Here is a 24,241-nt window from a genome sequence, read left to right as displayed (position 1 = left end):
AAAACATGTATATTCCAAACTTTTTTGTCAGGACAGGTACAAATGCAGTCAATCTATGGCGCTTGTTTTCATATCCTATATTTTGAAAGCGATTGCTAATTGAATACGCAAATTGGACCGATATGATGAGTACAGACAACCCCGGGTTGACAAATCACGTCCCGCTCCGTAACATCGGGACAACACGAAAACAATGGATATAAAGGCGGTGGGAACGATGCCGGAATGGACTTCTTTTCGATACGAAGGCAACGATCTTGGCTTAACATATACTCGTGCAGCAAGTACTTTTAAATTGTGGGCACCTACGGCTCAGCAGGTTTATATATTGGTTTTTGAGGATGAAGGGCATTACAACGAGGATGGTAAGGTGCAAGAGCATACGGGTGGACGGGAACATTCCTTGATACGTGATGCGGACGGAATATGGATGTTGGAGCTTACAGGCGATTGGGCAGGACATTATTATATGTACCGAATTGTCCATGATCATCAGCGGATTGAAGTAGTTGTTGATCCTTACGCCAGAGCGGTAACGGCTAATGGGCAACGAACAGCTATTATCGATCCGGAGTCCACCAACCCGGTCGATTGGGACCTGGATGTCAAACCTGCTTTTCTGCGTCCTGTCGATGCCGTGTTATATGAGTTGCATGTCCGTGATTTCTCCTCAGACCCACATGCAGATATTCCGTATAAGGGAAAATATCTGGCATTCACGGCATCCGGTCTGACGGATCAAGCAGGCAATAGTATTGGCGTAGACCATCTTGCCGAACTGGGAGTCACTCATGTACATCTTCTGCCTGTGGCGGATTATCAGACGGTGAATGAACTCGCTAGAGCAGATGTGGGTTCAAATGTCAGAGCACCATACAACTGGGGGTATGATCCCCAGCATTATAACGTTCCCGAAGGTTCGTATGCGACAGATCCACGTGATCCGGCAGTTCGAATTCGGGAGCTCAAATCACTCGTTCAATCGCTGCACAGACATGGCATTCGCGTTGTACTTGATGTTGTCTATAATCATACGTATAGCGTGGAAGAGGGACCTTTTGAACGGATTGTACCAGGCTATTATTACCGTTATCGGGAGGATGGCACCCTCAGTAATGGTTCTGGTGTAGGCAATGAATTGGCGACAGAACGTCCAATGGTGCGAAAATATATTCTGGATTCTCTCCGTTATTGGGCAGAAGAATATCATGTGGACGGATTTCGATTTGACCTTATGGCCTTGATTGATACGGAAACGATGAATGAATTGACACGCGAATTGCGGGAACAGATCGATCCGGCTTTTCTGATCTATGGTGAACCCTGGACGGGTGGAGATTCACCTTTGGACCGCAAAACATTAAAAGGAGCCCAGCGTGGTCAGGGGTTTGCAGTATTTAATGATCATTTTCGCAGTGCAATCAAGGGCGATAGTGATGGTAGTGGCAGAGGGTTTGTCACGGGTGCCGGAGGGCAGGAATATGAGCTTATTAGGGGATTAGCAGGAGCACTAGATGATTTCACATCTTCATCTGTGGAAGTTGTCAATTATGTAACTGCCCATGACAATCTCAATCTGTGGGATAAAATTGCGACAACAATGAACCTTAGACATGAATTAGGATTTCCCGTATGGAAGGACGGACAGCCCGTGGGTGGTGGGAGTGCTGAGTCCGCTGTAAAAGCAGCAGACCCTTATCGGTATGTGGATGCAGATGATGTTTTGGATCATGAGATGGTTCGTCGCTCGTTGCTGTCATCCGGCATTCTGCTGACCTCTCAGGGTATTCCCTTTTTGCATGCTGGGGATGAGATGCTCAGATCCAAAGCCGGTGATCATAACAGTTATCGGAGCGGGGATGCGGTGAACGCCATCACATGGGCCAACAAATCACGCTTCAAACCGGTGTTCGACTACTATCGTGGTCTTATTCATTTGCGGCGAACACATCCCGCTTTTCGTATGATTGATGCTGAACAAGTAAGAAATCACCTTCGTGTTATTCGTGCGGATGGTAATGTAGTTGCCTTTATACTTCAGGATGGTGCGAATCAGGACACCTGGAATCAGATTATGGTTATCTATAACGGAACGGAACATGAGCAGCATGTGGACCTGGGGGAAGGGGACTGGCATGTTGTAGTCAATGATCATCAGGCAGGCACAGACCTGATTGAGACTGTTCGTGGTACTGTTCAGGTAGAACGATGGTCCTTAATGGTACTGTATGACACAGAGCATGCTGGAGGCGCTAAACCATCAACAGTGGAGATCAGTTTTCCTCGCCAGGTATATAGTCCAAAGGAAACCACTCAACTGCGAGCGATCGTACGGGACAGCATTGGCAATGTGGTAGTAAAAGCTCCAGTTACCTGGACTTCTTCTGATCCGGATATTATTCAGATCCAGCCTGATGGAACAATCCATGCACTGGAACGAGGGGAAGCTACAATTACAGTCCACTGTGGGGACATAACGGCAAGCTGTATGTTACAAGTGGATTATCGTCATGCTGAACGAATCGAAATTGTGGGCGAACCTGTCATGTACATGACTCGAATCAGTCGCTTCCGTGCCTTGGTTCTGGATCAATTTGGTCAGCCACTTCAGGATTCGAATATACGCTGGAGCTCTTCTCATCCGGAACTTGCAGCGGTGAGTGCAGCAGGGATCGTACGTGCGATGACACCTGGAGCAACCCATATTATTGCTGAAGCTGGAGGAATCCGGGCAACGCTTGGCGTAACGATTCATAAACAGATTTCGCGAACCGTCACGCTTCGATACGAACGGGAAGACCGGCATTATGAAGGTTGGGATGTCTGGGTATGGGGCACAGGTATGGAGGACGGAGCAGTACGGCTGGAACAAGTCGGAAATGCCGCCGAAGCCCGCTTCCGCGTTGCTCCGGGTCTGCATCACCTGGGATTGATCATTCGATTGAACGAATGGGAAGCGAAAGATACGTGCGGAGACCGTTACGTGGACATTGTACCTGAAGACGGGGATGTACACATTATTGTCCGTAGCGGATCAGACGAGATGGAGATCATTCGTGAAAGCGAAAAAACAGAGGATCGTAATAGCGCATAGTTTCTTTATTTATAACGTCGAATGTAGTTCGTCAAAACCTTGTTAAACCAGCAGTTGGAAGAGATTCCGACTGCTTTTTTGGTCTGATTATACGCCGCATAACTTGCCAGAAAATAAAGAATTGTCCTGTTGTGTGTTTGAGATCCCCTATCATTGGGGTAAATATAGATATGGCCCACGATTCGGCCAAAGGAAAAAGACCACTATGGTCTATAAGCTAAGCTTTAGCGCTTTCCTACAAATATAATGTAGTGATCCCTTGAAGGAGGATGTTCAATCATGAAATCCAACGGAAAAATGGCTCAACTTACAGCAACGCCAAGAACGGAAAAGAAAGGTGCAGCACTGCGCCTGTTAAGACAAGGCGGACGAGTTCCCGCAGTTGTTTACGGCCCGGGACTTGAAGGTGCTTCAATACATGTAGATGAAAAAGAAATGCTGAAAGTGGCACGCACAGGCCGCTCCGAAATGTTCAACCTGAATGTTGAGGGCGGTAAAACGGTTCCCGTGCTGATCAAGGATCAGCAAGAGCGTAACGGACGTTTGCTGCATGTAGACTTCCTGCAAATTTCCAAGAACAAGCCGATCAGTGTAAGTGTATCGATCGACTTCCAGGGTACAGCGGCCGGCTCGAAAGCTGGCGGTGTATTCCAGACACAAGAAACACAATTGGAAGTAGAAGGATTGCCTGCGGATCTGCCAACGTCCATTGAAGTTGATGTCAGCGGGTTGGACATTGGTGATCGCTTGACTGCTGCGGATATCAAACTGGATAAAGGTTTGACACTCATAACATCACCTGAGTCCATCATCGCGTCCGTCATGCCGCCACAAGCGGCTGAGGAAGAGCCAACGGCTTCTGCTGAGGAAGCTGAACCGGCAGCTGAAGAAAAAGCTGCAGAAGAATAAGCGAAGCTCAGGGATCTCATCAGATCCCATGCTTAGCCGAAGCCCAGTCCTATTGACTGGGCTTTTTATACTTTCAGGACAAGAGATTGTGCTAGTCGCATGAAAAATGAGAATGTACTACAATACATGTTAAAGGGTTAGAAAGTAGGTTTATTTCAATGTTTGATCCAACGGTGTATGACAATCTGAAAGTCGGGTTTGAGAATTATCTCTATGACTTGGATAACCTGGATGAACGTATTCAGATTACGGGGCGGAAAGATCGGCTGGAGATGGCAGTGGTGTCCAGAGAGTTCACATTACAATTCTGTCTCAGGGATCGCCTGGAAGTAACAGGGGAAGTCGTATTAAACAGTTCTCTTGAGGAGCTTGCAGCGGAGATCCTGGAGACGCCTGGTGCGAATCCGGGTTGCCGCTTGGAACTACGGTTTAGTATGGTTGTGAAGGAGCCTGAGAAGCAGTGTCCGGCTATTCGTCGAATATTACAGAAGAGCTGGCCTGAGCAGAGGATGTGCCAGAACATCCGATATATCTTTGATGACCAGCCAATCATGTATAACGTTACGGCTCACGTTTATTTTGACCGCAGTGTGAATGAAGACCAGATGGGGGACATTGCTGAACTCTGTGAGCATATGGCGAATGTGATGAATCAATTATTACAGTTGCATAACTAGTAATTTTCGAGAAAAGCCTTGTCTCTTTGTAGAGATCAGGGCTTTTTTTGTATTATTTTTAGAAAATTGTATAGGCTTTCAGGCTTAGGTTTGAAGCCTTTTGGGTTTATGTTTTACGCAAGCAAGTAAGAGAATGTATATTAAAAGGGGGTAAAAGTGCAATTGGACTATACGAAAATGGTGAAATTGCGAAAATAAAATTGGGACTAAAGATTTAGTTCTGTACTAAAGGAACTAGTTTTCCTTGCCGATAAAATATCGAAGGGGAGAGACTACATGACAGAGAAATTAATTCGTCTGCTGCGTATACTTCAGGCTATACAAGCGAATCCTGGAATTTCGGCCAAGGAATTGGCGCTGAAATGCGGTACGACTGTACGCACGATTTATCGTGATCTCCGGATTTTGGATAGGGTCGCCCCGATTATGAATGAAGGATACGGCAAAGGTTACCGATTTATTGGTGAGTTTGCGATGTATCCATTAGATTTTACTGAACAGGAAGCAATGGTCTTCTCCTTGCTCCCGTCCGTAGTTGATACCTCTAAGTTACCTGCTGAGTTCGATTCAGCTTTTGACAAGGTTATGTCGGCTCATACCAAATTAAAATCAAGAAACAGTGACATTGTAGAGAATATTGCGGGAATCATTCGGATGGGCACGCCAGCTTATCGTGAGGAAGGAAAAGACCCGAATTTGCTGATTCCCATCATCGAAGCTATTCTAAGCCAGCAAACCATTCGTACTGAATATCATACGCTGACAAGAAATGAGATTACAGTTCGCGATATCGATCCCTATTATCTCATTCCACGTGATCAACGTTTTTATTTGATCGGATACTGTCATTTGCTGCAAAAAGTTCGATTGTTTCGAATTAGCCGTTTTTTGGATGTAACACGAACAAATGCCGGTTTCGACAAGGGTGATTTCAACATAACGCAGTACATGAAGAACACATGGTCCATTGACCGTGGAGACGAAAATATCCATTTCAAGGTAAGATTCTCTGAGAAAATAGCCCCCTACATAAAAGAAGAAGAAATGTTTGTTCGCCCGCGAATGACGAATATGTCGGATGGGGGATTGTTATTTGAAGTGACGCTGAATAGCAGCAGAGAATTTTTGAAATGGTTGTATCAATTTGGGCCAGAGGCAGAGGTACTTGAACCTCGTGAGTTTCGTAGAGAGATACGCAGGCAACTTGTCGAGTGGTTGGAACAATATGAAACGGATGTACCTTTGTTAAAATTTTAAACATGGAGATATACAGGAAAAGGAGAAGGTAATATGAGCACCAAATTATTCGCAGCTATGCATGGGATGGACCACTACCATGGAGTACAGGCTCTAAATGTGGGGGATACCGTGTATCTCGTCAAAGATCCAGATAATCGTTTGGATCGTCAAGCGATTAAGGTTGTTATTCCCCCGATTGGAGCTGTAGGTTATATCGTTAATGATCCGCATGTCGTACCTCATGGATGTTGGACCGGGACGGCATTCTACGATGTATTTCATCAACTAACATGTGCCAAAGTACGGTTCATGATGAGAGATATGGTTATTATGGAGTTAGTTGAGATGAGTCACATGCTTGTTCCGCAGATGGATACTTTGATTAAGGGATGGCAATTTCGTGAAAAAGCTTGATCTTCTTAAAGAGCTTGTTCATTTTTGTCAAAATGATCATCCTAGTAGAAGAAGGCTCATTTACGGATGAGCCTGGTATAGGTCGATTCCAGATGCATGGCTGTTCTTGCCCAACTGAAATGTGCCCTTGCGCTGTCTCGGCCAGCCTTCCCTAACATCTCGGCAAAAGTGGGATTGCTTGCAAGTTTGTACAGGCAAGAGGCGAAACGTTGGGGACGCTTATAAGCGGTGACAAGGTATCCATTGATACCTGATTCAATAATCTCGCGAATACCTCCATTATCCGAAGCAATGACGGGTAATCCTGAAGCCATCGCCTCAACATTAACCAGGCCAAAAGCTTCATGTTCTTGAGATGGACAGACCAGGCAATCGACGGCCCGATACAACTGATCGATATGCTCATGGTTTATCTGACCACGGAAGGAAACATGGACTTTTTGTTTATGGGCAAGCTCGCGAAGTTTACGCATGTAAGACGGAGGACCTTTGCCTGCCACAACCAGTTGAACAGGCGTCTGTCGCTGAAGGAGGGCAGTCGCACGAATTAATACGTCTACACCTTTTCCAGGGATGAGCCTGCCGACATACAGAATAGAGAATGGTTTAGTTATTCCAAATTGTGTACGCAGATGAATCTGTTCTTCGCTAGATTCAACAGGCCTGAAGCGGCTTAGATCTGCACCTAATGGAACTACACTCATCCGGCGTTTTACCAGCGGAAATCTACGGCCTAGCCTTTGTCGCAGGGAATGACTGTTGACGGCAATCCAATCAGCTTTTTTCATCAATGTGAGTCTGGAAGGTCCGGGCTGAGCGAACGTTAACGAGTGAAGATAGAGTACAACAGGTGTGCGTGGAAAAGCTCGTTTGATGGTAGCCATACTTCGTGGTCTGTTATCCACTTGAATTACATCGTAGATTTGTTTGGATAACAGACGTATGATTGCTTTGGTGTACATGACAGGATTCGATGCAGGGACACGTTGAATAGTGATACCGTCGATCTGTTCTGTGGCGGCGAGACCTTCCATTTGACGACTTATAATGGTCACCTGATGGCGATGGGCAAGTTCACGGGCGATGCCCAGGATACAGATTTCCACGGAACCATTACCGGGCAAAGGCAATTTCTCGGGTGCAACCATAGCTATTTTCATGATCAGGCTCCTCCTTGTCCGACATCTGTAACAATCTTTGTCATATATCTTATGAGAAGCTGAGGCATTTGGCTCCTGAAAAAAGGTAGGTGAACCCCCATATGAGCGTGCAGGAATAATCTGCTGCATGGAATGAAGCGGAGATATTCAGCTTTTGTGGTATACTGTACGGGAACAATTGAATTCGTTACATAAAAGCAGGAGGAAAATAATGTTACATTCTATGCTGGGGCGCTTCCGGCTGATGTTGTGGTTGCAGGGAATTTCGTACGTGTTGCTACTGTTTGTTGCTTTTCCGTTGAGAGATGCCGGGGTTATGCCGCAGGCTGTCACATGGTTTGGAAATCTGTACGGTTTTTTGTTTTTAATGTATTTGTTATTTATGGTGAGTCTGTACACCTCACAGAAGTGGCGTCTGCGCCGTCCAATTGCTCTGTTCTTTGTTTCTTTCATTCCACTGGGGAATATGATCTACGATGTTGTCGTATTCCGTAAGCTGTATCGTCAACTAAATAAAGCTTGACTTTATTTAACGTTATGAAATATGATGAGTACAGGTTAAACGACCCGTTCCAACTAAAACTACATATTCCTGTTAAAGGGGAGTAGCTTTTACAGTAAAGTCGTCAGTTCGGGATCATATCCCCGGCTTTATTGGCAGCAATTTTGTTGTTAGCGAGACCTTTACCAAGTTTTTATGCTCGGTAAAGATCTCTTTTTGTGGATATAAAAGGACCTTACCAGTATGGTAAAGGTCCTTTTTTTTGTACATCATAAGAATATTAAGGAGGAGTCAATGTTGGATGTTACATTATTATTAGAATACGGGTGGGTGCTGGCTGTCTTAGTGGTCCTAGAAGGATTACTCGCAGCAGATAATGCATTGGTACTCGCAATTATGGTTAAACACTTGCCTGAAGATAAGCGCAAAAAAGCGTTGTTCTATGGTCTGATGGGTGCATTTGTGTTCCGTTTAGGCTCGTTGTTCCTGATCTCTTTCCTGGTCGATGTATGGCAAGTACAAGCGATCGGTGCCCTGTATCTCCTGTACATTTCGATTAACCACATCGTTAAAAAGATACTTGGTAGTCGAAATAAAACAGATGAAGCAGCTGATTCGACTTCTAAGAAACCGAGAAAAAAATCTGGTTTCTGGATGACCGTATTCAAAGTCGAAGTAGCGGATATCGCATTTGCAGTTGATTCCATTCTGGCTGCTGTTGCTTTGGCCGTGGCGTTGCCGCCAAGTGGATTGCCTGCAATTGGGGGACTTGACGGTGGACAGTTTATCGTTATCTTCCTCGGTGGATTCATCGGGCTTGTGATCATGCGTTTTGCAGCCACATACTTTGTAAAATTGCTTCATTCCCGTCCGGGGCTTGAAGTTGCGGCTTTTGTGATCGTAGGTTGGGTAGGGGTTAAGTTGGCAGTTATTACACTTGCACACCCTTCATTGGGTGTTCTGGATGAGCATTTCCCGGAAAATAAAATTTGGAAATTCGGATTCTATATTGTACTGATTACCATTGCGGTATGTGGTTGGTTGCTGTCTTCCAAAGTTCCTGAAAAAGAAGATGAAAACCCGGTTGAAGAGTTGGATAAACAAGCAGGATTGTAATAATCATGTTACGCTAACAACATCATTATTAGCTGCAAAACAGGAGACTGTCCTAGGACAGTCTCCTGTTTTTGTTTACATATGAAATATGCATCATGGATCAATTTCCAAGAAAAGGGTTGACACATGAATTCTAGTCCCCTTAATATAAGACTAACATTAACGAAGGGAGGCCGAGAGACATGATGCTTGGTTATGGTTGGATTCAAACAGGGCGCAACGTAGATACAATAGCATATCCGGCTCATCGTTTCATTGGCCTCATACGGTCGACATAGGGGATAGGCATATCGTTTAGCAGGTTTATAATCGATATGTGTTCTTCGCTTATATTATAGCGATGGATGACAGACACACAGCATGTTTATGCTGTCCTGTTCTCCGTTATTGTCATTCAGTAGAAGTCATGGGCGATTAGCCTATGGCTTTTTTTAGTTTTATTTTACAATAGGAATCAGCAAACCGAATTTGCTGAACGTACAGGAAGGAATAATACACTTTTATGAATACAGAATTTAATTTATTTGCTAATCCAAATGAAGTCGCAGGTGGCTACCGGCATGAAGTAAAATTGCCTGCAGGCGACCTAACCGTATATGCGGCGCAACAGCTATTCTCTTCGCTCGATTACAAGGTGTTCGAGATGGCAAACAATAATCTGCAGATTCCGGGAATCTCTTATATGAGTTACACGCCAGACGTACACGTCGGTGTAGGTACGTGCATTGGAACGACGGCCGTATGGGATGCGCAGAGCGGATATGTTTCTCCCTCCATCGTGGGCAGTGACATTGGCTGTGGCATGCGAGTGCATATGACGAACTTGCACAAGGACGAATTGAAAGACATCAAGCTCCGTCGCAAACTCGTCAAGGCCATTGAGAAAGTATTGCCGATGGAAGCGAACCAGAGAGGTCATTACTCGGATATAAGACTGGAGCATATCGTTCGTAAAGGGCTGCATGGTTTACCCAAAAAGTATATTCCGGACAGCTATACACCGAAAAAATCAACCGCGATGACACATGTGGAAAGCAGCAAATTCAGATACGATGAGGATGTGTTAAACCACGTTCCTGATATGACGTGGCATCGTTCGCATCGTCAGCTCGGAACACTGGGTGGGGGGAATCATTTTGCCGAGATCCAGGCGATTGAGATCGCTGAAGAGAATCGTGAAATCGCCGAAGCTTGGGGGCTGTATGATGGACAGGTCGTGGTCATGATTCATTCCGGCTCTCGTGCATGGGGGGGTTATGTAAGTCAGGCGAGTTCATCAGCGATTGCCCAAGTCATGCAGCGGCTTAACCTGGGTACATCCGATCCCAGACTGGTATTTGCTCCACTGGAGCATGCGGAAGGTCGTCATTATGTGAACATGATGTATTCTGCATTGAATTACGCTGTTGTCAATCGGCACCTGATTGCGTATGCTATTCGCGAAGCATTCCGGGATGTGTTTGGCTCCAAATGTGAATTCCGTACGTTATACGATCTGATGCACAACTATGCCTGGGAGGAATCTAACGCAGACCAAGGTTCCGTTTTTGTACATCGTAAAGGTGCGACACGTGCGTTGCCAGCAGGTCACCCGGACAATCCAAAGCCTTATCTGGCAACAGGACATCCGGCGCTTATTCCGGGGTCCATGGGAACTGCTTCATATATCATGGTGGGTCAGCCGCAGGGTGTTGATAATTATTATTCAATATGTCACGGTGCGGGTCGCATCCGTTCACGGACGGCAACAAAACGATTGATTAGCGTGGAAGATTTTGCTGCGGCATTAGGTGTGGGTACAGAAGATGAGATCGTGGTAAACCAACGCTCACTTGCATCCATTATTGATGAATCTCCTCAGGCTTATAAAAATGTAGATGAAATTATAGACAGTGTTACCGGCGCAGGCCTGGCTCAAGTTGTAGCCAAATGCAAACCGCTTGTAGCGGTAAAGGGAGCGAAATAATGACAATAAACGAAAAACAAACAGATCCAACTCAAGCGATCTATACCTATGACGAACAACATGATACCCGAATTCGAGTGGAAGGGTACGCCATCTACTCAAGGCTGATTCGTGGAATCAGTGAGGCGCTCCATCAGCGCTATGGAGTTGAGTACAAGCTTTATGCCAGTTCTGACCCGAACAATGAATACTGGGAGTTACTCCGGGAAGACTTGCAAAATGGCAGTGCCGAAGTGGAATTGGTAGCCCGCATATTCGAGGATCTGGAGCTTCAGACGTTGCATTACGATGATGATGGCGATGTGCCCACTTATGGTGTGCATTACTCCATTCGTAATAACGTATTTGCCTATCCGAAATGGGGCGTTGCGCTTGTACGTGTTCCATTTTTCCGAGAGAACGGAATCTACAGTGAAGACTTTGTCTTTGCTGTCGGTGATGAGGAGATGAAGCAATTTCTGGGAAGTGTCCGCGAACGGGAACGTCAGCAAAATATGAAAAAAGTAACGGTATACACCGATGCCCGGAATGGCAGCGATCGCCATGTTGAATCCATCACTCGCTCCGTGGGAAGAGAAGATGTCGTTCTCTCAGCTCATATCAAACAGGATATTTTCCGCTCGCTGGATCAGTTCTTCGAAGCAGATCGTTCTTTTTACAGAGATTATGATATCCCGTACAAACGGGGCATTCTATTGTATGGACATCCGGGGAATGGCAAGACCACGTTGGTGAAATCCATTGCTGGAAGTATCCCGGGACCTGCTGCGTATTGGCAGATTACGGAGTATACCAATAGTGAATCGGTGCGTGAAGTGTTCGAGGCAGCCAAGCGTCTCGCACCGATGGTACTGATCATTGAGGACATCGATTCGATGCCGGATGAAGTCCGTTCCTTTTTCCTGAATACACTGGATGGAGCTACGTCGAAAGAAGGTATTTTCCTGATCGGTACAACGAATTATCCGGAAAAAATAGACCCGGGCCTTATGAACCGTGCTGGACGGTTCGACCGGGCTTATGAAATCCCGCTGCCAGATGAAGAGCTTCGCCTGCAATATTTGCGGCAACGAGGCTTCACCGTCTTTGCGGGTGAAGAAGGCACGGTAGAGGCAGCTCGCCTGACCGACACCTTCTCTCTTGCGCAGCTGGGTGAGTTGTATGTCAGCGCTGCGCTGGAATGGCATCAGAATGGACAGACAGACATTGTGAAAGTCATTCAGTCGATGCGTGGCGAATTGGACAAGAGCCATAAACATACCTGGCTAGCGCAGCCAGGTAAGGGACGTGCAGGCTTTTATTGATCGGTAAGAACGATTCGTAAGCGGAACGGCTACTTTGATGTACGTTAAGTTTTAGAATAGGCCTATAAATAATCCTACCTCAATTGGTGATACTAACCTTGTCTGCTGTAACATACAATGACTTTCGGGAGGTACATAACGCAGCCTTGAGCTGATGAGATGCCGGAAAGTAACGCGATCTGTTTCCATACCTGACTATGGCTTGTTTTGCAGAGGAAGATGCATGGGGACAAAAGGTAATATGCAAAAATTTTTATGCCAATTGTTTAAATGCTTCTGTAGCGGTTAATAGTAGACAGACAACAACAAAAAAACTTTAATTAGAGGTGAATGATATGGGTTGGTTATGGTCATTAATTATCGGTGGTATCATTGGATGGTTGGCAGGTTTGATCGTTGGTCGTGACATTCCAGGTGGTGTTATTGGTAACATCATTGCTGGTTTTATCGGTGGATGGTTAGGTGGAGTAATCTTGGGCGATATGGGTCCTGAGATGGGCGGATTCTACATTGTACCTGCATTGATTGGTGCGATTGTTCTTGTAGCGATCGTAAGCTTGATCTTCCGTTCGATGGGACGTAGTCGCGGGTAACTTAATCAAGATAATTTCTTGAATTAGTTGTCAGCTAAATGCATTACCAATGAAGAGGTTGATTGAGAGCCATAACGATGGCTTTCAATCAACCTCTCGTTGTTTTAAAATATATAAAGATATGCGTAATAGCTATCTATATAAATTGGACTAAACATTTACACGAGAACGTAGAAGACAGAAATAACCTGAAGAAGTGGAGCTAAAAGCTTTCTGCAAGAAAGCTGCTTCGAAAGCATACACTTGCCTTTATCCCCAGATTTTCTCCTTGTAAAGCCAAATATAAAAAATCTGGGATAACAGCGATCAGAAGGTTGTTCTGTCATCGGAGTGGTAAGTGTAAAAGGTAGTTTAGATAAGAGGGGATGAACGGAATGGAAAAAGCTACATTTGCCGGCGGATGTTTCTGGTGTATGGTTACACCGTTTGAAGAACAACCGGGCATTCATGGCATTATATCAGGTTATGCCGGCGGTCACGTCGAGAATCCAACATATGAGCAGGTCAAAACAGGGAAGACCGGTCATGTTGAGGTGGTTGAAATTACATTTGATCCGGATGTATTCCCTTATGAACGACTGCTGGAACTGTACTGGCCACAGATTGATCCGACGGATGACGGAGGTCAGTTCCAGGATCGGGGGACACAGTATCGTACGGCGATCTTTGTGCATAATGAACGTCAACGTGAGCTTGCTGAACAGTCCAAACAGGAACTGGCAGCCAGCGGACGATTCACTCAACCGATTGTTACGGAAATTCGGGATGCAGCTATATTCTATCCTGCTGAAGACTACCATCAGGATTACCACAAGAAAAATGAGAAGCATTACAAGGAAGACCGCGCAATCTCCGGACGGGACGAATTTATAGACAATAACTGGAAATAGGATGATTCTATCCTGCCAATGCAATAAGCCGGGAGAGCTCCTTATGGAACTTTCCCGGCTTATTATTAAATTGAGTATTTATTTTGCAGAATTGGACTTCAGTACATATTTGGACAATGTCTCATCGTTTATGGAATAGATGATATCATCCATGTAAGTAGAGACATTTTCTAATGAAGGAACTGAGGAACTGGTCGTGTAGATATGCACGTCTTCCAGCGTTTGTGGATCAAGAATGTATCCTTTTTTGGCAAAATCAAGCTGGTACTGACCATCCTGTGTCTGGTCGACATGCATCAATGCAGGCTGTGCGTCCTTGAATGTACGCTCAGTCACTTTGCCTTTCATCGTGTACAGTTCCAGCTTCTGCCCTGTAAAGACTGTGTAGCTGTTGCCAGCCGTCTGAATGTAAGCATCACCAGCAATGGCACGTCCCCAAGCAAGCTTGCCATCGGTGCCAAAACCCATTAGTCGGTTACCGGTGTTCTCGAAATTGGCACGCATAATAATGGAACCATCATCCAGAATGGCCAGCGATTCACCGCCGCCATCCCCTAGTGTATTTGCATTGGCAGGGAATTGGTAGAAGGACAGACGAGTCAACGTACGATCATAGATCTCTACTTTGGGATTCGCAGCTTGCTGCCAGAAGTTGCCTACCTTGGTTTGTTTACTGGCATCCACTACAATTCGACCGTGATCAGCCTTAAGCACGTTGCCGTTAATGGTCTTTTCGGTAATCAGCTTGCCCTTCTTGTCATATAACGAGATGGCGGAGCGAACCGAACCATTCGATTGCACGCCCTGACTCGAAGCAACCATCAGCATATCATTATCCAATAGGGATATGCTTGCAGGTGAATTCACCGTTTTGACCCAGTTGGTTTTACCGGATGTATTGAATGAGTACAATTTTTTGGTTTTGTCCGAATATTCCATATACACATAAGCTGTACCATTGCTGGCATATACCGAATCGGAGTAGGTGGTATAAGGACCACTTTTCTCATGGAATATCGTATTCCACTTCAATTGTCCAGTTGTAGCATCGAATGCTTGGAGAGAGTCCAGTTGCCAGTCGAGTGTTGTTTTGCTGCTTGTTTTCGTTACGGCCTGTGAGGCATGTACATATACAAGATTTTTGGATGGCACAGCATGGATTCCCTTGATCAGGACATCTTTCTCTGTATTAGCCTCAGATAACATCATGGAAGATGACGTCCACGCCGGTTTGGGCATGGATTCGGTTGAGGCAGCGGCGTAACCTGTTGTATTCATGGTGAAGAGGAGCATGCCGCTAAGAATGAGGGCAGCACATGTTTTGGACTTGTGTTTGGTCAATGTATGCAAGTGATAAACCACCTTTCTTCTTCGGTTCAAAATAGAACCGATTGTTGAATTTTACCATTGATGTCATATGGAATTCAACCGAACACACTGTAACCTTTTATCATTAATTTATCGAATTAACGATGTTTGGAGAAGAGTGAGGGTTACAGGGAATTCATCTTCTTTCGATGAAGGTGGAAGTCTGATATATTTAGTGCGGTGACAAGCCATATCTGCGTAAGACGTTGGATAGAACATAGGAAATGAACAAGGAGAACAACTATGAACTGGAGTGAAAATATGACCCTATGGGTCATTGGATGTATCATCATATTGTTGCTGCTGGCCTGGATTATTCGGCGGGTTATCGGGCGCGGGCAGCGGATCCGAAGTGAAGCCAATCCTCGTAAGATCACAATAAAGGACATCGACAAGATGGAGGATGGTTCGGAATTTGAATTATATCTCTATCATCTATTCGAAGAGCTCGGGTACGATGAGGTGCATAAGACAACAAGCAGCCGGGATTTTGGGGCAGATCTGGTGTTTGTTGATCGACTTGGCAGACGAAGTGTGATACAAGCGAAGCGATATGGTGCGAACCATCCCGTAGGGTTAAGTGCTGTGCAGGAGATATATACATCCATGCGTTATTATGAAGCCGACCGGTCAATTGTATTAACGTCCGCTCGTTACACCGAAGCCTGCCGGACGCTTGCAGCGGTTAATGGAGTGAAACTGCTGGACCGGGAAGACCTGATGGAATTAATTCTGTTATTCAAAGCCAGAAGAGTAGAGGAAGCATTGGAACTGATCGAAGAAGATGATCATGAACCAATCGAGACGTGGCAGTCCCGGCGAAAGCGGCAATCCCGCTAAGTACTTGGGTGGAAGCCTTTTTGATTATGTACATCTCATTCCAGTAGGAAGCACCTTCACTTGTGTAGCTGCACATGATATATTGAGTGTATATCAACCAAAGGAGTGTGTGATCCATTATGGCACGTACACAAACACAAAAAGTATTACGCAAAGCAGAGCGGTCAGGCAAGTGGTGCTCGGAACAGAGCCGAAGAGTTAACGGAGATTATGGTGCGTTATCCCAGCATGTACGGCTCATGCCTACGAAGCAGGAAAAATTGCAAAAGGTCAAACACAAGAAGCAGATCATCCAAGATGGTGGTGCTTCTTTTTATTTTGGGAAGACCCTATACATATGACAACAGCGTTGCACATGAATAAAAAAATCGTTCGCCGTTTTTTGCTGCAAACGCAAGCTTTACTGGAACGTTGGCCCGCAGTTTCCTCACCTTCGGGACCCGATCAAGTTTTGAGTTTGGGAATGGCTTACGGATTTTCGGGAGGGACTTCAATTCTTCGCGTCCATGCATGGAGCACGTTCCATTACTATCGAGAAGACGGTACCAAAAGAGCTGAAAAAGCTGCTTAAATCGATTTGATTAGGGGATATACGAAAGAGTGTATGGATACGGGAATTGGAATCAGTGTGTGGAATTAAAAAGGACAAAGAAAGGGGAGCCAGATGGCTCCTCCTTTATTGGTTTTAAAATCATATCTTTAGCATGACATCCGCAGCTAGCTCTAACAAAAACCTAGGTTCACGTCCACGCCCAAACTTCTTTAGTTCACCAGATGAGGCATTTCAACGTTGGGATCAACATCTGCTTCATAATCCACACCCTCGGTTTCAAAACCAAACAGCTGGAAGAATTCGCGACGATAACCTTCCAGATCGGACAGATCGTAGATGTTTTCTGTGGTCAACTCATTCCAGAGCTTCGCCACTTCTTCCTGAACGTCAGCTCTCATCTCCCAATCGTCAATGCGAATGCGACCTTTTTCATCGGTTGGAACTTCTCCCCCCGCATACAAGCGATCAGCGAACAGACGTTGCAATTGCTCGATGCATCCTTCATGCAAGCCTTTTTCTTTCATGACTTTGTACAATGCTGAGATGTACAGTGGCACCACTGGAATCGCAGAACTGGATTGAGTCACCAGCGCCTTGGCTACAGTTAAGTACGCACGTCCACCTTTTGCACTTAGACGATCATTCAGCTTGTGTGCAGTCGCTTCCAGATGATTCTTGGCTTGACCAATGGAACCATCACGATAAATGGCATGCGTAAGTTCAGGACCGATATAGGAGAAAGCGATCGTTGTTGCATCATCGGCAAGCACGCCGCCTTGTTGCAGGGCATCCATCCATAGTTCCCAATCATCTCCACCCATAACAGTTACCGTCTGACGAATTTCCTCTTCGTTTGCCGGTTCAAGGGTAACGGAGCTAATTTCGCCTGTGTGGAAGTTTACCGTTTTGTTCGTGTAGGATTGTCCGATAGGCTTCAGCACAGAGTTAAATACTTCACCCGTGTTCGGATCGGTACGGCGTGCCGAGGCTACGCTGTATACGACCAGATCGACTTGACCGAGTTCACTGCGAATCAGTTCAACGGCTTTGTCTCGTGTTTCGTTTGCGAATGCATCACCTGTAACGCTGTACGATTTCAGGCCTGCTTCCTCAGCGGCTTTTTCGAATGCAGCGGAGTTGTACCATCCTGCAGAAGCTGTACGTTTCTCTGTGGAACTGCTTGGACGATAAATGCCGACTGTATTCGCTCCAGCTCCAAAAGCAGAAACTACGCGTGACGCCAGACCGTATCCGGTGGAAGCACCGATCACGAGCACATTACGCGGTCCTTTCAGCTGAGGCTGGGATTTCACATAATCAATCTGTTCCTGCACTTGCGCAGCGCAACCTACAGGATGGGAAGTGGTACAAATAAAACCACGTGTTCTTGGTTTAATAATCATTTATTTGCATCCTTTCATATTCAGCTCATGTTTCAGCATTTCGATAAAATGCTCTTACACATACTTTCTTATTGTAAAACAATTACCTCGGAAACGGAAACCGTTTCGTTTGATTTCGCCGGAAGGGTGGCGTTATATCTCTAATTTTGCGATGATGTGAATAGAATGTACTCGCTTGTTAGGATAGAAAGGACAGGGATACCATGCTGAAGGAACGCATTGAACTGCTAAGCAAAAGAAAATAAATCTCCCGTAAAGACCTTGTGGAAGGTCTGGTCACGCAGGCCCACTTTGCCAATATCCTGGCGGATCGTTATCCGCTACCTGAGGACTTGGCAGAAGCCATCGCCGGGCGTCTTGGGGTATCCCCTTCCTATATCCTAAAGGCTGCGGCTCAGGACGAGGAAACACTCGAACGGGCAGAGGTCGTTTTCGAACAAATGTCTGTTCCAGCGTCGGCGATATCCGAAGATATGGTGCATGCACTGGCAGATCGGGATGACACGCTGACCGTAGAGTTGACAACAGCTTTGATGAAGGCGGTCTATTATCAGCAATTAAACGATGCAACGGCTCATGAGTATATACATACGTCCTACCTCAATTTTTACCTGGAGAAATACGGTCGTCCAGACGATATCGATTTGCCGCGTCCGTTAGTCAAAGCACTTTTATTCTATAAAATACAATATTATCGCTCCAAAATGGCCTTTGTAGATGTACTAACTCATGCAACCAGGCTCAGTGAGCTGGCGCTTCCTGGCAGTGAATTCTGGCTGTCTGTGCAAAATATCAAGATGGAAGCCTACATCCAGGTCAAACAGTATGAAGAGGCAAAACAGGTATTTGAGCTTACGATGCGTCATGTATATGATCAGCGGATGTTCCATCGGTTGTCCGGGTTATATGTGGCATATAGTGGCTATTGCTTCGCAATGGGGCTGGTTCAGGAGGCACTCTCTGCATTAACAATGGCAGAGGCAAACCTCGTGTATGCGGGGAACCAAGGCGATCTGGTGACCGCAATTGCCAACAATCGGATTGTCATGCTGACGATGACAGGTGAACTGGATCAGGCACAGACGGAGATTGAACGATTTGAATCGCTATTGCAGCAGGAAACGGATGAAACACAGCAGGCCATGCAGCCGCTCGTCAGTGTGTATCGATGCGAAGTAGCTCTGGCACGGAAGAACTGGGGCGTGCTCGCGCAGAGTGTAGATCAACTCTTAAAATGTGCAACAACACAGGACCAACAGATGAGCGCAACCTTCTACGAGAGCCATCTGGCTCTTGCGCATGGAGATCGCGAAGTTTTCATGGAGCGGGCGCTTGCGTGTCTGCCCTATTTTGAATCCGCGCAGCATATCATGCGGCTTGAACCGTTATATGAAGGGATGGCCGTGGTGTCTGAAGATCAGCGGAAATACAAGGAAGCAGCAATGTATTATCGGAAGCTTGTCTATCTGTTACGCAAAAAATAGAGTGGAAATCGGCTTGGAAGAGCCTGATTATGGCATGATTTTGTGCATTGCCGGAGTACTTGGCACAAAATATGGCCGCCAATCGTGAAATGAAGATCAGATTAGCAGATCTTTTTTTTGCGAAATTGGCTTAATCCTTACCAAAGAAACGATAATCCTGTGATTCAGTTGCCGGATTTTTCGTTTTTTTTGTATGCCGCCAGAAGGGTATTCAAGGACAAGCCGTGGTGTTTATAATTTAAGAGATAAATAGAGATAAAAGGAGAGGGTGGATCATATGGTGAGATTTCTGAGATTTATTGGAGTATTAATGGTATTCGGTGTGGGATTCTCCCCATTTCTGGCGCAGCAACTGTGGAATGATCCATTTATCATCATGCAAGCTTGGTGGTATAAACCGGCGATCTTTGCCGGGTTCGGGCTGATCTTTGTTCCTGCGATTTTGAGTAGCATCTTCGGCGTAGGTCGAGTGAAGACAGGTTTACCAGCAGTTGGGGTCATTAAGAGCATACAACAGACAGGCACGTATATTAATGAGCAGCCTGAGGTTCGATTGAGTCTGACGGTGTCGCGTAAGGGGCGCGAGAAATACGATACGGAGATGAAAACGGTCATTCCGTTGATCTCCATGGCACAGTTTCAGCCGGGCAGTTTCATTCCGTTAGTGGTCTCCGTAAAGGATGAGCGCAAGGTAGGGCTTGATCTGAAAGGGCAACTGTCACAGGAAGATATGCAGCAATTGTTGGATGAAAAGATGGTACAACAAGGGGTATCACCTGAAATGATGGATATTGCAAGAACAGGGGAAAAAGCGATGGCCAAGATTCTCGATGTCACTCCACTTGGAAATGGAGGCAGTAATAAGATCAAGCTTCAGCTCAAACTCAGCATAACAAAAACGAACGGTGAAACCTTCAATGTGACCACGCAAAAAGAAATTTTGTCATCTGCGCTGCCGCAGGTACAGCAAGGTCATATCATTAACGTCATCTACTCAAGACAAGACCCAACAAAATTGGTGTTGGCATTAAGTGTACAAGAACGACAATTAAGTGACTTGTTCTCTTCCTGAGGATGTAGACAAAAGGAGGTCCTACAGATCATGTTTATGACGTGTAGGACCTTCTTTTTCATTTTGGTATGTACGAGAGATGCAAGCAACGGAATGTTTTCAGACAATACCAAGGCGCATGCGATAAGAAAAGAGTACTCTTCTGGATTCTCCGTCAAATACACGATTAGCCAGCGCTCTGAACTCGTCAGCAGCTGTTAATAGATCATCCGCACCGAGCTTCAATGCCGTCTGCAGGCCGCCTTGGCTCAGGGCGAGATTGACGTAACGATCGGCCGTGAATGTCTCGTGGTGATGAAACACAATTTCCCGAACATAGCGGAACAGCCCAGATTGCTGAATCTGCTGCAGATGTCCATCCTTGCTCCATTTGTGTGCCTGGCTATCCTGGGGAGCCAGACTGGCTGCTCGTTGATCTGCTTCCTTATTCAGCTGCAGGTAGGCCTGTTCCAACTGCCAGTCCAGCATTGGTGGCCAGTCGCAGTCGTAGGCAGCAAATATACCCCCTGTGCAAAGTACACGTGCAAACTCGCGTAGTGTGGGTTGCGGCTCCATCCAGTGAAACGATTGGGAGCAGGTCAGCACATCAACACTGCCATCTGGTAGTCCGAGGTCGTGAGACAAGCCGGACACAAACCGCAAGTTATCCGGCTTCCCGGCAGATTCCCACTTGGATTCTGCTACAGACCTCATGTCATCGCTGGGTTCGAAGCCGATGATACGTTCTGCCTCATTAAGCCAGATCCACGAAGATAAGCCGGTGCCACAGCCAACATCTGCGACCATGCGCGGTGTGCTGCCAAGATATGTCGTTAGAATATCCACCACTTCAGTGGGAGCAGCTGGTCGGTTCTGATCGTATAACGTACCAAAACCTTTGAAACGTTCCACATTGTTGCGTCTAATGTCTTGCATGGATAAACCTCCTTCGGTCAGGTGGATGACGGAGAGTCAGCTGTGATCAAAAGTTGTATAGGCCTATATTATATCATTCATTGTCAGGTAGTTTGTTCATGACGTTCTGCAAATGTTCAACGGCTTTGATGTGACGTCTGAGCAATTCCTGTCCAACATGAACAGGCTCGATTACGGTCAGCTCCGAACCAAACGACAGCAGGAAGGAGTAAAGCCATTCCCCTACATTCAATTCGAGAGACACACGGAGCCTGCCAGCAGGCTCTTTTTTAATGAGGGACGGTTCGAAAAAATCATACACTCGGTATGCAATGTTGCTGGAGAACGAGAGTGTCAGAGGAGTCAGGACAAGAACTGCTTCTGATTCAGGGTGGGTTGACCCCGCATGAACAGGGTGATCGTGTTTTCTCGTTAGAAAAGTCAATTGGGTGATCCGTTTCATCTTAAATGTCTCGAATTCTTTCCGATCAGGATCATTATGAATATACCCTTTGAAGTACCATGTACTGTTTTTGAATATAAGCTTCTGTGGTTCCACAGTCGGAATGCTTTTCTCACCATCCGAATTAACATAATGAAACGTAATCAGTTGATTCGTTAATATGGCTTGTTTCACCTGATTGAACAATTCTCTCTCTTGCAGGGGGATGCTGCCCCATGGTGAGAAATTGAATTCGATCCAATCCAGCTTGTGATCAAACAGGGCGGTCAGCCGTTGCAGCATATGAGCACTATTAAGGTGTGGGATCGCACTGATGCTGTATAGTCCCATCAAAATTTCGTTCTGGTCTTCTTCCGACAACAGGGACTTGTCCATGACATAGTTGTCCATCAGATGGATACCGCCATGCTTGCCGGTCGTCGTATAGACGGGGATGCCCGCAGCGCTCAGCCGGTCGATATCGCGGTACACCGTACGTACAGAAATTTCGAACATACGGGCGAGTTCGGGTGCGGTGGCTTTCTTTTTCTCCAATAACAAAAGCAATATTCGAAATAGTCGGTTATTTTCCATGCTCTGATTATACCATGACAATAGGTGTCAGGGTATGGATGGTACACTGGTTATATAGTCTTTTTGAGATATGAAGGAGGAAATGCTCATGACAATGAAAGAAGGATTCTACTGGGGTGGCGCAACGGCTGCCAATCAATTCGAGGGTGGATGGAACCAGGGTGGCAAGGGGCCAAGCACGTCTGACATGATGACAGGGGGAACCCACACGATTCCACGCCGGATTACGCCTGTATTGGAAGAGGGCACGTATTATCCGAGCCATGAAGCGGTTGATTTTTACAGACATTACAAAGAAGATATCGCCATGATGGCAGAGATGGGCTTCAAAATGTTCCGCATGTCCATCAACTGGTCCCGCATCTATCCGAACGGTTACGATCTGGAGCCAAACGAAGAGGGATTGCAGTTCTACGATAATGTTTTTGCCGAGTTGAAAAAATACAATATTGAGCCGCTCGTAACGATCTCCCATTATGAAACGCCGTTCGGTCTGACACAGAAATATAACGGCTGGGCTTCCCGTGAAGTTATCGACTGTTATATCCGTTATTGTACAACTCTCTTCAACCGCTACAAAGATCAAGTGAAATACTGGCTGACGTTCAACGAAATCAACATTTTGACAATGCCGATGGGGGCTTATATGGGTGCCGGTATCTTGTTGGAAGGCAAAGAGGCGTTGACGGATGGAATTGATAACCCACAGACTCGTTTCCAGGCACTGCATCACCAATTTGTTGCAAGTGCTAAAGCGGTAAAACTGGGACATGAGATCAACCCTGAGTTCAAAATTGGCTGTATGGTTGCGTTCATGACAACGTATCCAAATACATGTAACCCGGACGACATGCTGCTTGCACAGAAGAAAGACCAACTGTCCAACATGATCTGTGGTGATGTTCAAGTTCGTGGTGCGTATCCTGGATTCGCTAAACGTTTCTTCGCCGAAGAAGGTATTCAGATCGAGATGCAACCGGGAGACGAGCAGACTTTGCGTGACGGCTGCGTAGACTTCTATTCCTTCAGTTATTATATGTCTTTGGTTGAAAGTGCGGACGAGTCCCTCGAGAGAGCAGAAGGTAATTTGCTGGGCGGTATCAAAAACCCATATCTCGAAGCTTCCGACTGGGGCTGGCAGATCGATCCCAAAGGACTGCGTTACACGCTGAATCATCTGTATGATCGGTATCAGATTCCATTGATGGTGGTTGAGAACGGTCTGGGCGCTGTTGATGTGGTAGAGGAAGATGGCTCTATTCAGGATGACTATCGCATTGATTATCTGAAAGGTCACATTGAACAAATGAAAGAAGCTGTAGCTGATGGCGTAGACCTCATTGCCTACACGATGTGGGGATGTATCGACCTAGTTAGTGCCTCCACTGGAGAGATGAAGAAGCGTTATGGCTTCATTCATGTTAACAAGGACAACGACGGTAACGGAGATTTGAGCAGAACACCGAAGAAGAGCTTCCACTGGTACAAAAAAGTCATCGAATCCAATGGTGAAGAGTTGTAATTTGGTGTAAAAAAAACCAGATCCGCCTGTTCCCTTAAATGGGACAAGCGGTCCATGTGGTCCTGAACGAATTCATGAATACTATATATGAATATAAAAATACCCGGCTATCCTTCAGTGAAGGATAGCCGGGTATTTCTTTGTATAACAAAGTGGTGGCGCCTATGCCAATCTTCTGGATGGCAGTTGGGATATGCGTTCCAAA

General features: G+C 45.9%; 22 protein-coding genes. 17 read left to right on the top strand and 5 right to left on the bottom strand.

Annotated elements, in window-relative coordinates:
- The first annotated feature begins 217 nt into the window (after positions 1-217).
- The 5 genes from pulA to J7E78_RS00720 all read left to right on the top strand — a co-directional run bounded on the left by pulA (position 218) and on the right by J7E78_RS00720 (position 6,333).
- Positions 218-3,094 (top strand): type I pullulanase, encoded by a 2,877-nt coding sequence (pulA, locus tag J7E78_RS00740; RefSeq protein WP_215074486.1) that lies wholly within the window; start codon positions 218-220, stop codon positions 3,092-3,094.
- A gap of 279 nt (positions 3,095-3,373) precedes the next feature.
- Positions 3,374-4,003: a 50S ribosomal protein L25 gene (locus J7E78_RS00735; protein WP_211082555.1), complete on the top strand. Its 630-nt coding sequence runs from the start codon at positions 3,374-3,376 to the stop codon at positions 4,001-4,003.
- Positions 4,004-4,161: 158 nt separating this feature from the next.
- Positions 4,162-4,680, top strand: coding sequence for a hypothetical protein (locus tag J7E78_RS00730; RefSeq protein WP_215074485.1), 519 nt, complete (start codon positions 4,162-4,164; stop codon positions 4,678-4,680).
- A 276-nt stretch (positions 4,681-4,956) separates the two neighbouring features.
- Positions 4,957-5,937 (top strand): helix-turn-helix transcriptional regulator, encoded by a 981-nt coding sequence (locus tag J7E78_RS00725; protein ID WP_215074484.1) that lies wholly within the window; start codon positions 4,957-4,959, stop codon positions 5,935-5,937.
- A 33-nt stretch (positions 5,938-5,970) separates the two neighbouring features.
- A complete protein-coding gene (locus tag J7E78_RS00720; protein ID WP_215074483.1) occupies positions 5,971-6,333 on the top strand; it encodes an HIRAN domain-containing protein in 363 nt (120 codons plus the stop codon).
- Positions 6,334-6,389: 56 nt separating this feature from the next.
- On the opposite strand, the gene J7E78_RS00715 is transcribed toward J7E78_RS00720, so the two are convergent.
- A complete protein-coding gene (locus J7E78_RS00715) occupies positions 6,390-7,493 on the bottom strand; it encodes a glycosyltransferase family 4 protein (RefSeq protein WP_215074482.1) in 1,104 nt (367 codons plus the stop codon).
- 211 nt (positions 7,494-7,704) lie between these two features.
- Between J7E78_RS00715 and J7E78_RS00710 the strand changes: the two genes are divergently transcribed.
- The 6 genes from J7E78_RS00710 to msrA all read left to right on the top strand — a co-directional run bounded on the left by J7E78_RS00710 (position 7,705) and on the right by msrA (position 13,864).
- On the top strand, positions 7,705-8,016 hold the full coding sequence (locus tag J7E78_RS00710; protein WP_215074481.1) for a DUF3817 domain-containing protein: 312 nt from the start codon (positions 7,705-7,707) through the stop codon (positions 8,014-8,016).
- Positions 8,017-8,292: 276 nt separating this feature from the next.
- Positions 8,293-9,111, top strand: a complete 819-nt coding sequence (locus J7E78_RS00705) for a TerC family protein (RefSeq protein ID WP_215074559.1) — start codon at positions 8,293-8,295, stop codon at positions 9,109-9,111.
- Between the two features lie 502 nt (positions 9,112-9,613).
- The gene (locus J7E78_RS00700; protein WP_215074480.1) at positions 9,614-11,077 is read left to right on the top strand and encodes an RtcB family protein; all 1,464 of its coding nucleotides are present in this window, start codon (positions 9,614-9,616) and stop codon (positions 11,075-11,077) included.
- Positions 11,077-12,381, top strand: a complete 1,305-nt coding sequence (locus J7E78_RS00695) for an AAA family ATPase (RefSeq protein WP_215074479.1) — start codon at positions 11,077-11,079, stop codon at positions 12,379-12,381. The genes J7E78_RS00700 and J7E78_RS00695 overlap by 1 nt, the downstream gene beginning before the upstream one ends.
- A gap of 335 nt (positions 12,382-12,716) precedes the next feature.
- A complete protein-coding gene (locus tag J7E78_RS00690) occupies positions 12,717-12,974 on the top strand; it encodes a GlsB/YeaQ/YmgE family stress response membrane protein (protein ID WP_017686880.1) in 258 nt (85 codons plus the stop codon).
- A gap of 374 nt (positions 12,975-13,348) precedes the next feature.
- Positions 13,349-13,864, top strand: a complete 516-nt coding sequence (gene msrA, locus J7E78_RS00685) for a peptide-methionine (S)-S-oxide reductase MsrA (RefSeq protein WP_215074478.1) — start codon at positions 13,349-13,351, stop codon at positions 13,862-13,864.
- 78 nt (positions 13,865-13,942) lie between these two features.
- Here msrA and J7E78_RS00680 read toward each other — a convergent pair whose 3' ends face one another.
- Positions 13,943-15,214 carry an outer membrane protein assembly factor BamB family protein gene (locus J7E78_RS00680; RefSeq protein ID WP_215074477.1) on the bottom strand — a complete coding sequence of 424 codons (1,272 nt, stop codon included), beginning with the start codon at positions 15,212-15,214 and terminating at the stop codon, positions 13,943-13,945.
- Positions 15,215-15,475: 261 nt separating this feature from the next.
- On the opposite strand from J7E78_RS00680, the gene J7E78_RS00675 reads away from it, so the two are divergent.
- The 3 genes from J7E78_RS00675 (at position 15,476) to J7E78_RS00665 (ending at position 16,643) form a co-directional block, all read left to right on the top strand.
- Positions 15,476-16,072, top strand: coding sequence for a restriction endonuclease (locus J7E78_RS00675; RefSeq protein WP_215074476.1), 597 nt, complete (start codon positions 15,476-15,478; stop codon positions 16,070-16,072).
- 119 nt (positions 16,073-16,191) lie between these two features.
- Positions 16,192-16,413 (top strand): hypothetical protein, encoded by a 222-nt coding sequence (locus tag J7E78_RS00670; protein WP_215074475.1) that lies wholly within the window; start codon positions 16,192-16,194, stop codon positions 16,411-16,413.
- On the top strand, positions 16,410-16,643 hold the full coding sequence (locus J7E78_RS00665; protein WP_215074474.1) for a hypothetical protein: 234 nt from the start codon (positions 16,410-16,412) through the stop codon (positions 16,641-16,643). The genes J7E78_RS00670 and J7E78_RS00665 overlap by 4 nt, the downstream gene beginning before the upstream one ends.
- 191 nt (positions 16,644-16,834) lie before the next feature.
- Here the strand turns inward: J7E78_RS00665 and fabV are convergent, their stop codons facing one another.
- The gene (gene fabV, locus J7E78_RS00660) at positions 16,835-18,028 is read right to left on the bottom strand and encodes an enoyl-ACP reductase FabV (protein ID WP_215074473.1); all 1,194 of its coding nucleotides are present in this window, start codon (positions 18,026-18,028) and stop codon (positions 16,835-16,837) included.
- Positions 18,029-18,291: 263 nt separating this feature from the next.
- Here fabV and J7E78_RS00655 point away from each other — a divergent pair, with 263 nt between their 5' ends.
- Both J7E78_RS00655 and J7E78_RS00650 read left to right on the top strand, forming a co-directional pair.
- Complete coding sequence (locus J7E78_RS00655; RefSeq protein WP_251034734.1) at positions 18,292-19,512, top strand: XRE family transcriptional regulator; 1,221 nt, start codon at positions 18,292-18,294, stop codon at positions 19,510-19,512.
- A 277-nt stretch (positions 19,513-19,789) separates the two neighbouring features.
- Entirely contained in the window at positions 19,790-20,584 is a 795-nt protein-coding gene (locus J7E78_RS00650) for a hypothetical protein (RefSeq protein WP_215074472.1), read from the top strand.
- Positions 20,585-20,683: 99 nt separating this feature from the next.
- Here J7E78_RS00650 and J7E78_RS00645 read toward each other — a convergent pair whose 3' ends face one another.
- The gene (locus J7E78_RS00645; protein ID WP_215074471.1) at positions 20,684-21,499 is read right to left on the bottom strand and encodes a class I SAM-dependent methyltransferase; all 816 of its coding nucleotides are present in this window, start codon (positions 21,497-21,499) and stop codon (positions 20,684-20,686) included.
- 73 nt (positions 21,500-21,572) lie between these two features.
- The gene (locus tag J7E78_RS00640; protein WP_251034733.1) at positions 21,573-22,514 is read right to left on the bottom strand and encodes a helix-turn-helix transcriptional regulator; all 942 of its coding nucleotides are present in this window, start codon (positions 22,512-22,514) and stop codon (positions 21,573-21,575) included.
- 88 nt (positions 22,515-22,602) lie between these two features.
- Between J7E78_RS00640 and J7E78_RS00635 the strand changes: the two genes are divergently transcribed.
- Positions 22,603-24,036 (top strand): glycoside hydrolase family 1 protein, encoded by a 1,434-nt coding sequence (locus tag J7E78_RS00635; RefSeq protein WP_285229336.1) that lies wholly within the window; start codon positions 22,603-22,605, stop codon positions 24,034-24,036.
- Positions 24,037-24,241: the final 205 nt, after the last annotated feature.

The organism is Paenibacillus polymyxa (assembly GCF_018614975.1).
GTDB lineage: Bacteria > Bacillota > Bacilli > Paenibacillales > Paenibacillaceae > Paenibacillus > Paenibacillus polymyxa_E.
Note: the sequence above shows the minus strand (reverse complement) of the source record. Positions and strands in the feature narration are given on the sequence as shown.

Excerpts from the sequence above, each read along its gene's own strand:
- pulA (WP_215074486.1), top strand. The coding sequence starts at position 218 with ATGCCGGAATGGACTTCTTTTCGATACGAAGGCAACGATCTTGGCTTA.
- J7E78_RS00735 (WP_211082555.1), top strand. The coding sequence starts at position 3,374 with ATGAAATCCAACGGAAAAATGGCTCAACTTACAGCAACGCCAAGAACG.
- J7E78_RS00730 (WP_215074485.1), top strand. The coding sequence starts at position 4,162 with ATGTTTGATCCAACGGTGTATGACAATCTGAAAGTCGGGTTTGAGAAT.
- J7E78_RS00725 (WP_215074484.1), top strand. The coding sequence starts at position 4,957 with ATGACAGAGAAATTAATTCGTCTGCTGCGTATACTTCAGGCTATACAA.
- J7E78_RS00720 (WP_215074483.1), top strand. The coding sequence starts at position 5,971 with ATGAGCACCAAATTATTCGCAGCTATGCATGGGATGGACCACTACCAT.
- J7E78_RS00715 (WP_215074482.1), bottom strand. The coding sequence starts at position 7,493 with ATGAAAATAGCTATGGTTGCACCCGAGAAATTGCCTTTGCCCGGTAAT.
- J7E78_RS00710 (WP_215074481.1), top strand. The coding sequence starts at position 7,705 with ATGTTACATTCTATGCTGGGGCGCTTCCGGCTGATGTTGTGGTTGCAG.
- J7E78_RS00700 (WP_215074480.1), top strand. The coding sequence starts at position 9,614 with ATGAATACAGAATTTAATTTATTTGCTAATCCAAATGAAGTCGCAGGT.
- J7E78_RS00695 (WP_215074479.1), top strand. The coding sequence starts at position 11,077 with ATGACAATAAACGAAAAACAAACAGATCCAACTCAAGCGATCTATACC.
- J7E78_RS00690 (WP_017686880.1), top strand. The coding sequence starts at position 12,717 with ATGGGTTGGTTATGGTCATTAATTATCGGTGGTATCATTGGATGGTTG.
- msrA (WP_215074478.1), top strand. The coding sequence starts at position 13,349 with ATGGAAAAAGCTACATTTGCCGGCGGATGTTTCTGGTGTATGGTTACA.
- J7E78_RS00675 (WP_215074476.1), top strand. The coding sequence starts at position 15,476 with ATGAACTGGAGTGAAAATATGACCCTATGGGTCATTGGATGTATCATC.
- J7E78_RS00670 (WP_215074475.1), top strand. The coding sequence starts at position 16,192 with ATGGCACGTACACAAACACAAAAAGTATTACGCAAAGCAGAGCGGTCA.
- J7E78_RS00665 (WP_215074474.1), top strand. The coding sequence starts at position 16,410 with ATGACAACAGCGTTGCACATGAATAAAAAAATCGTTCGCCGTTTTTTG.
- fabV (WP_215074473.1), bottom strand. The coding sequence starts at position 18,028 with ATGATTATTAAACCAAGAACACGTGGTTTTATTTGTACCACTTCCCAT.
- J7E78_RS00650 (WP_215074472.1), top strand. The coding sequence starts at position 19,790 with ATGGTGAGATTTCTGAGATTTATTGGAGTATTAATGGTATTCGGTGTG.
- J7E78_RS00645 (WP_215074471.1), bottom strand. The coding sequence starts at position 21,499 with ATGCAAGACATTAGACGCAACAATGTGGAACGTTTCAAAGGTTTTGGT.
- J7E78_RS00640 (WP_251034733.1), bottom strand. The coding sequence starts at position 22,514 with ATGGAAAATAACCGACTATTTCGAATATTGCTTTTGTTATTGGAGAAA.
- J7E78_RS00635 (WP_285229336.1), top strand. The coding sequence starts at position 22,603 with ATGACAATGAAAGAAGGATTCTACTGGGGTGGCGCAACGGCTGCCAAT.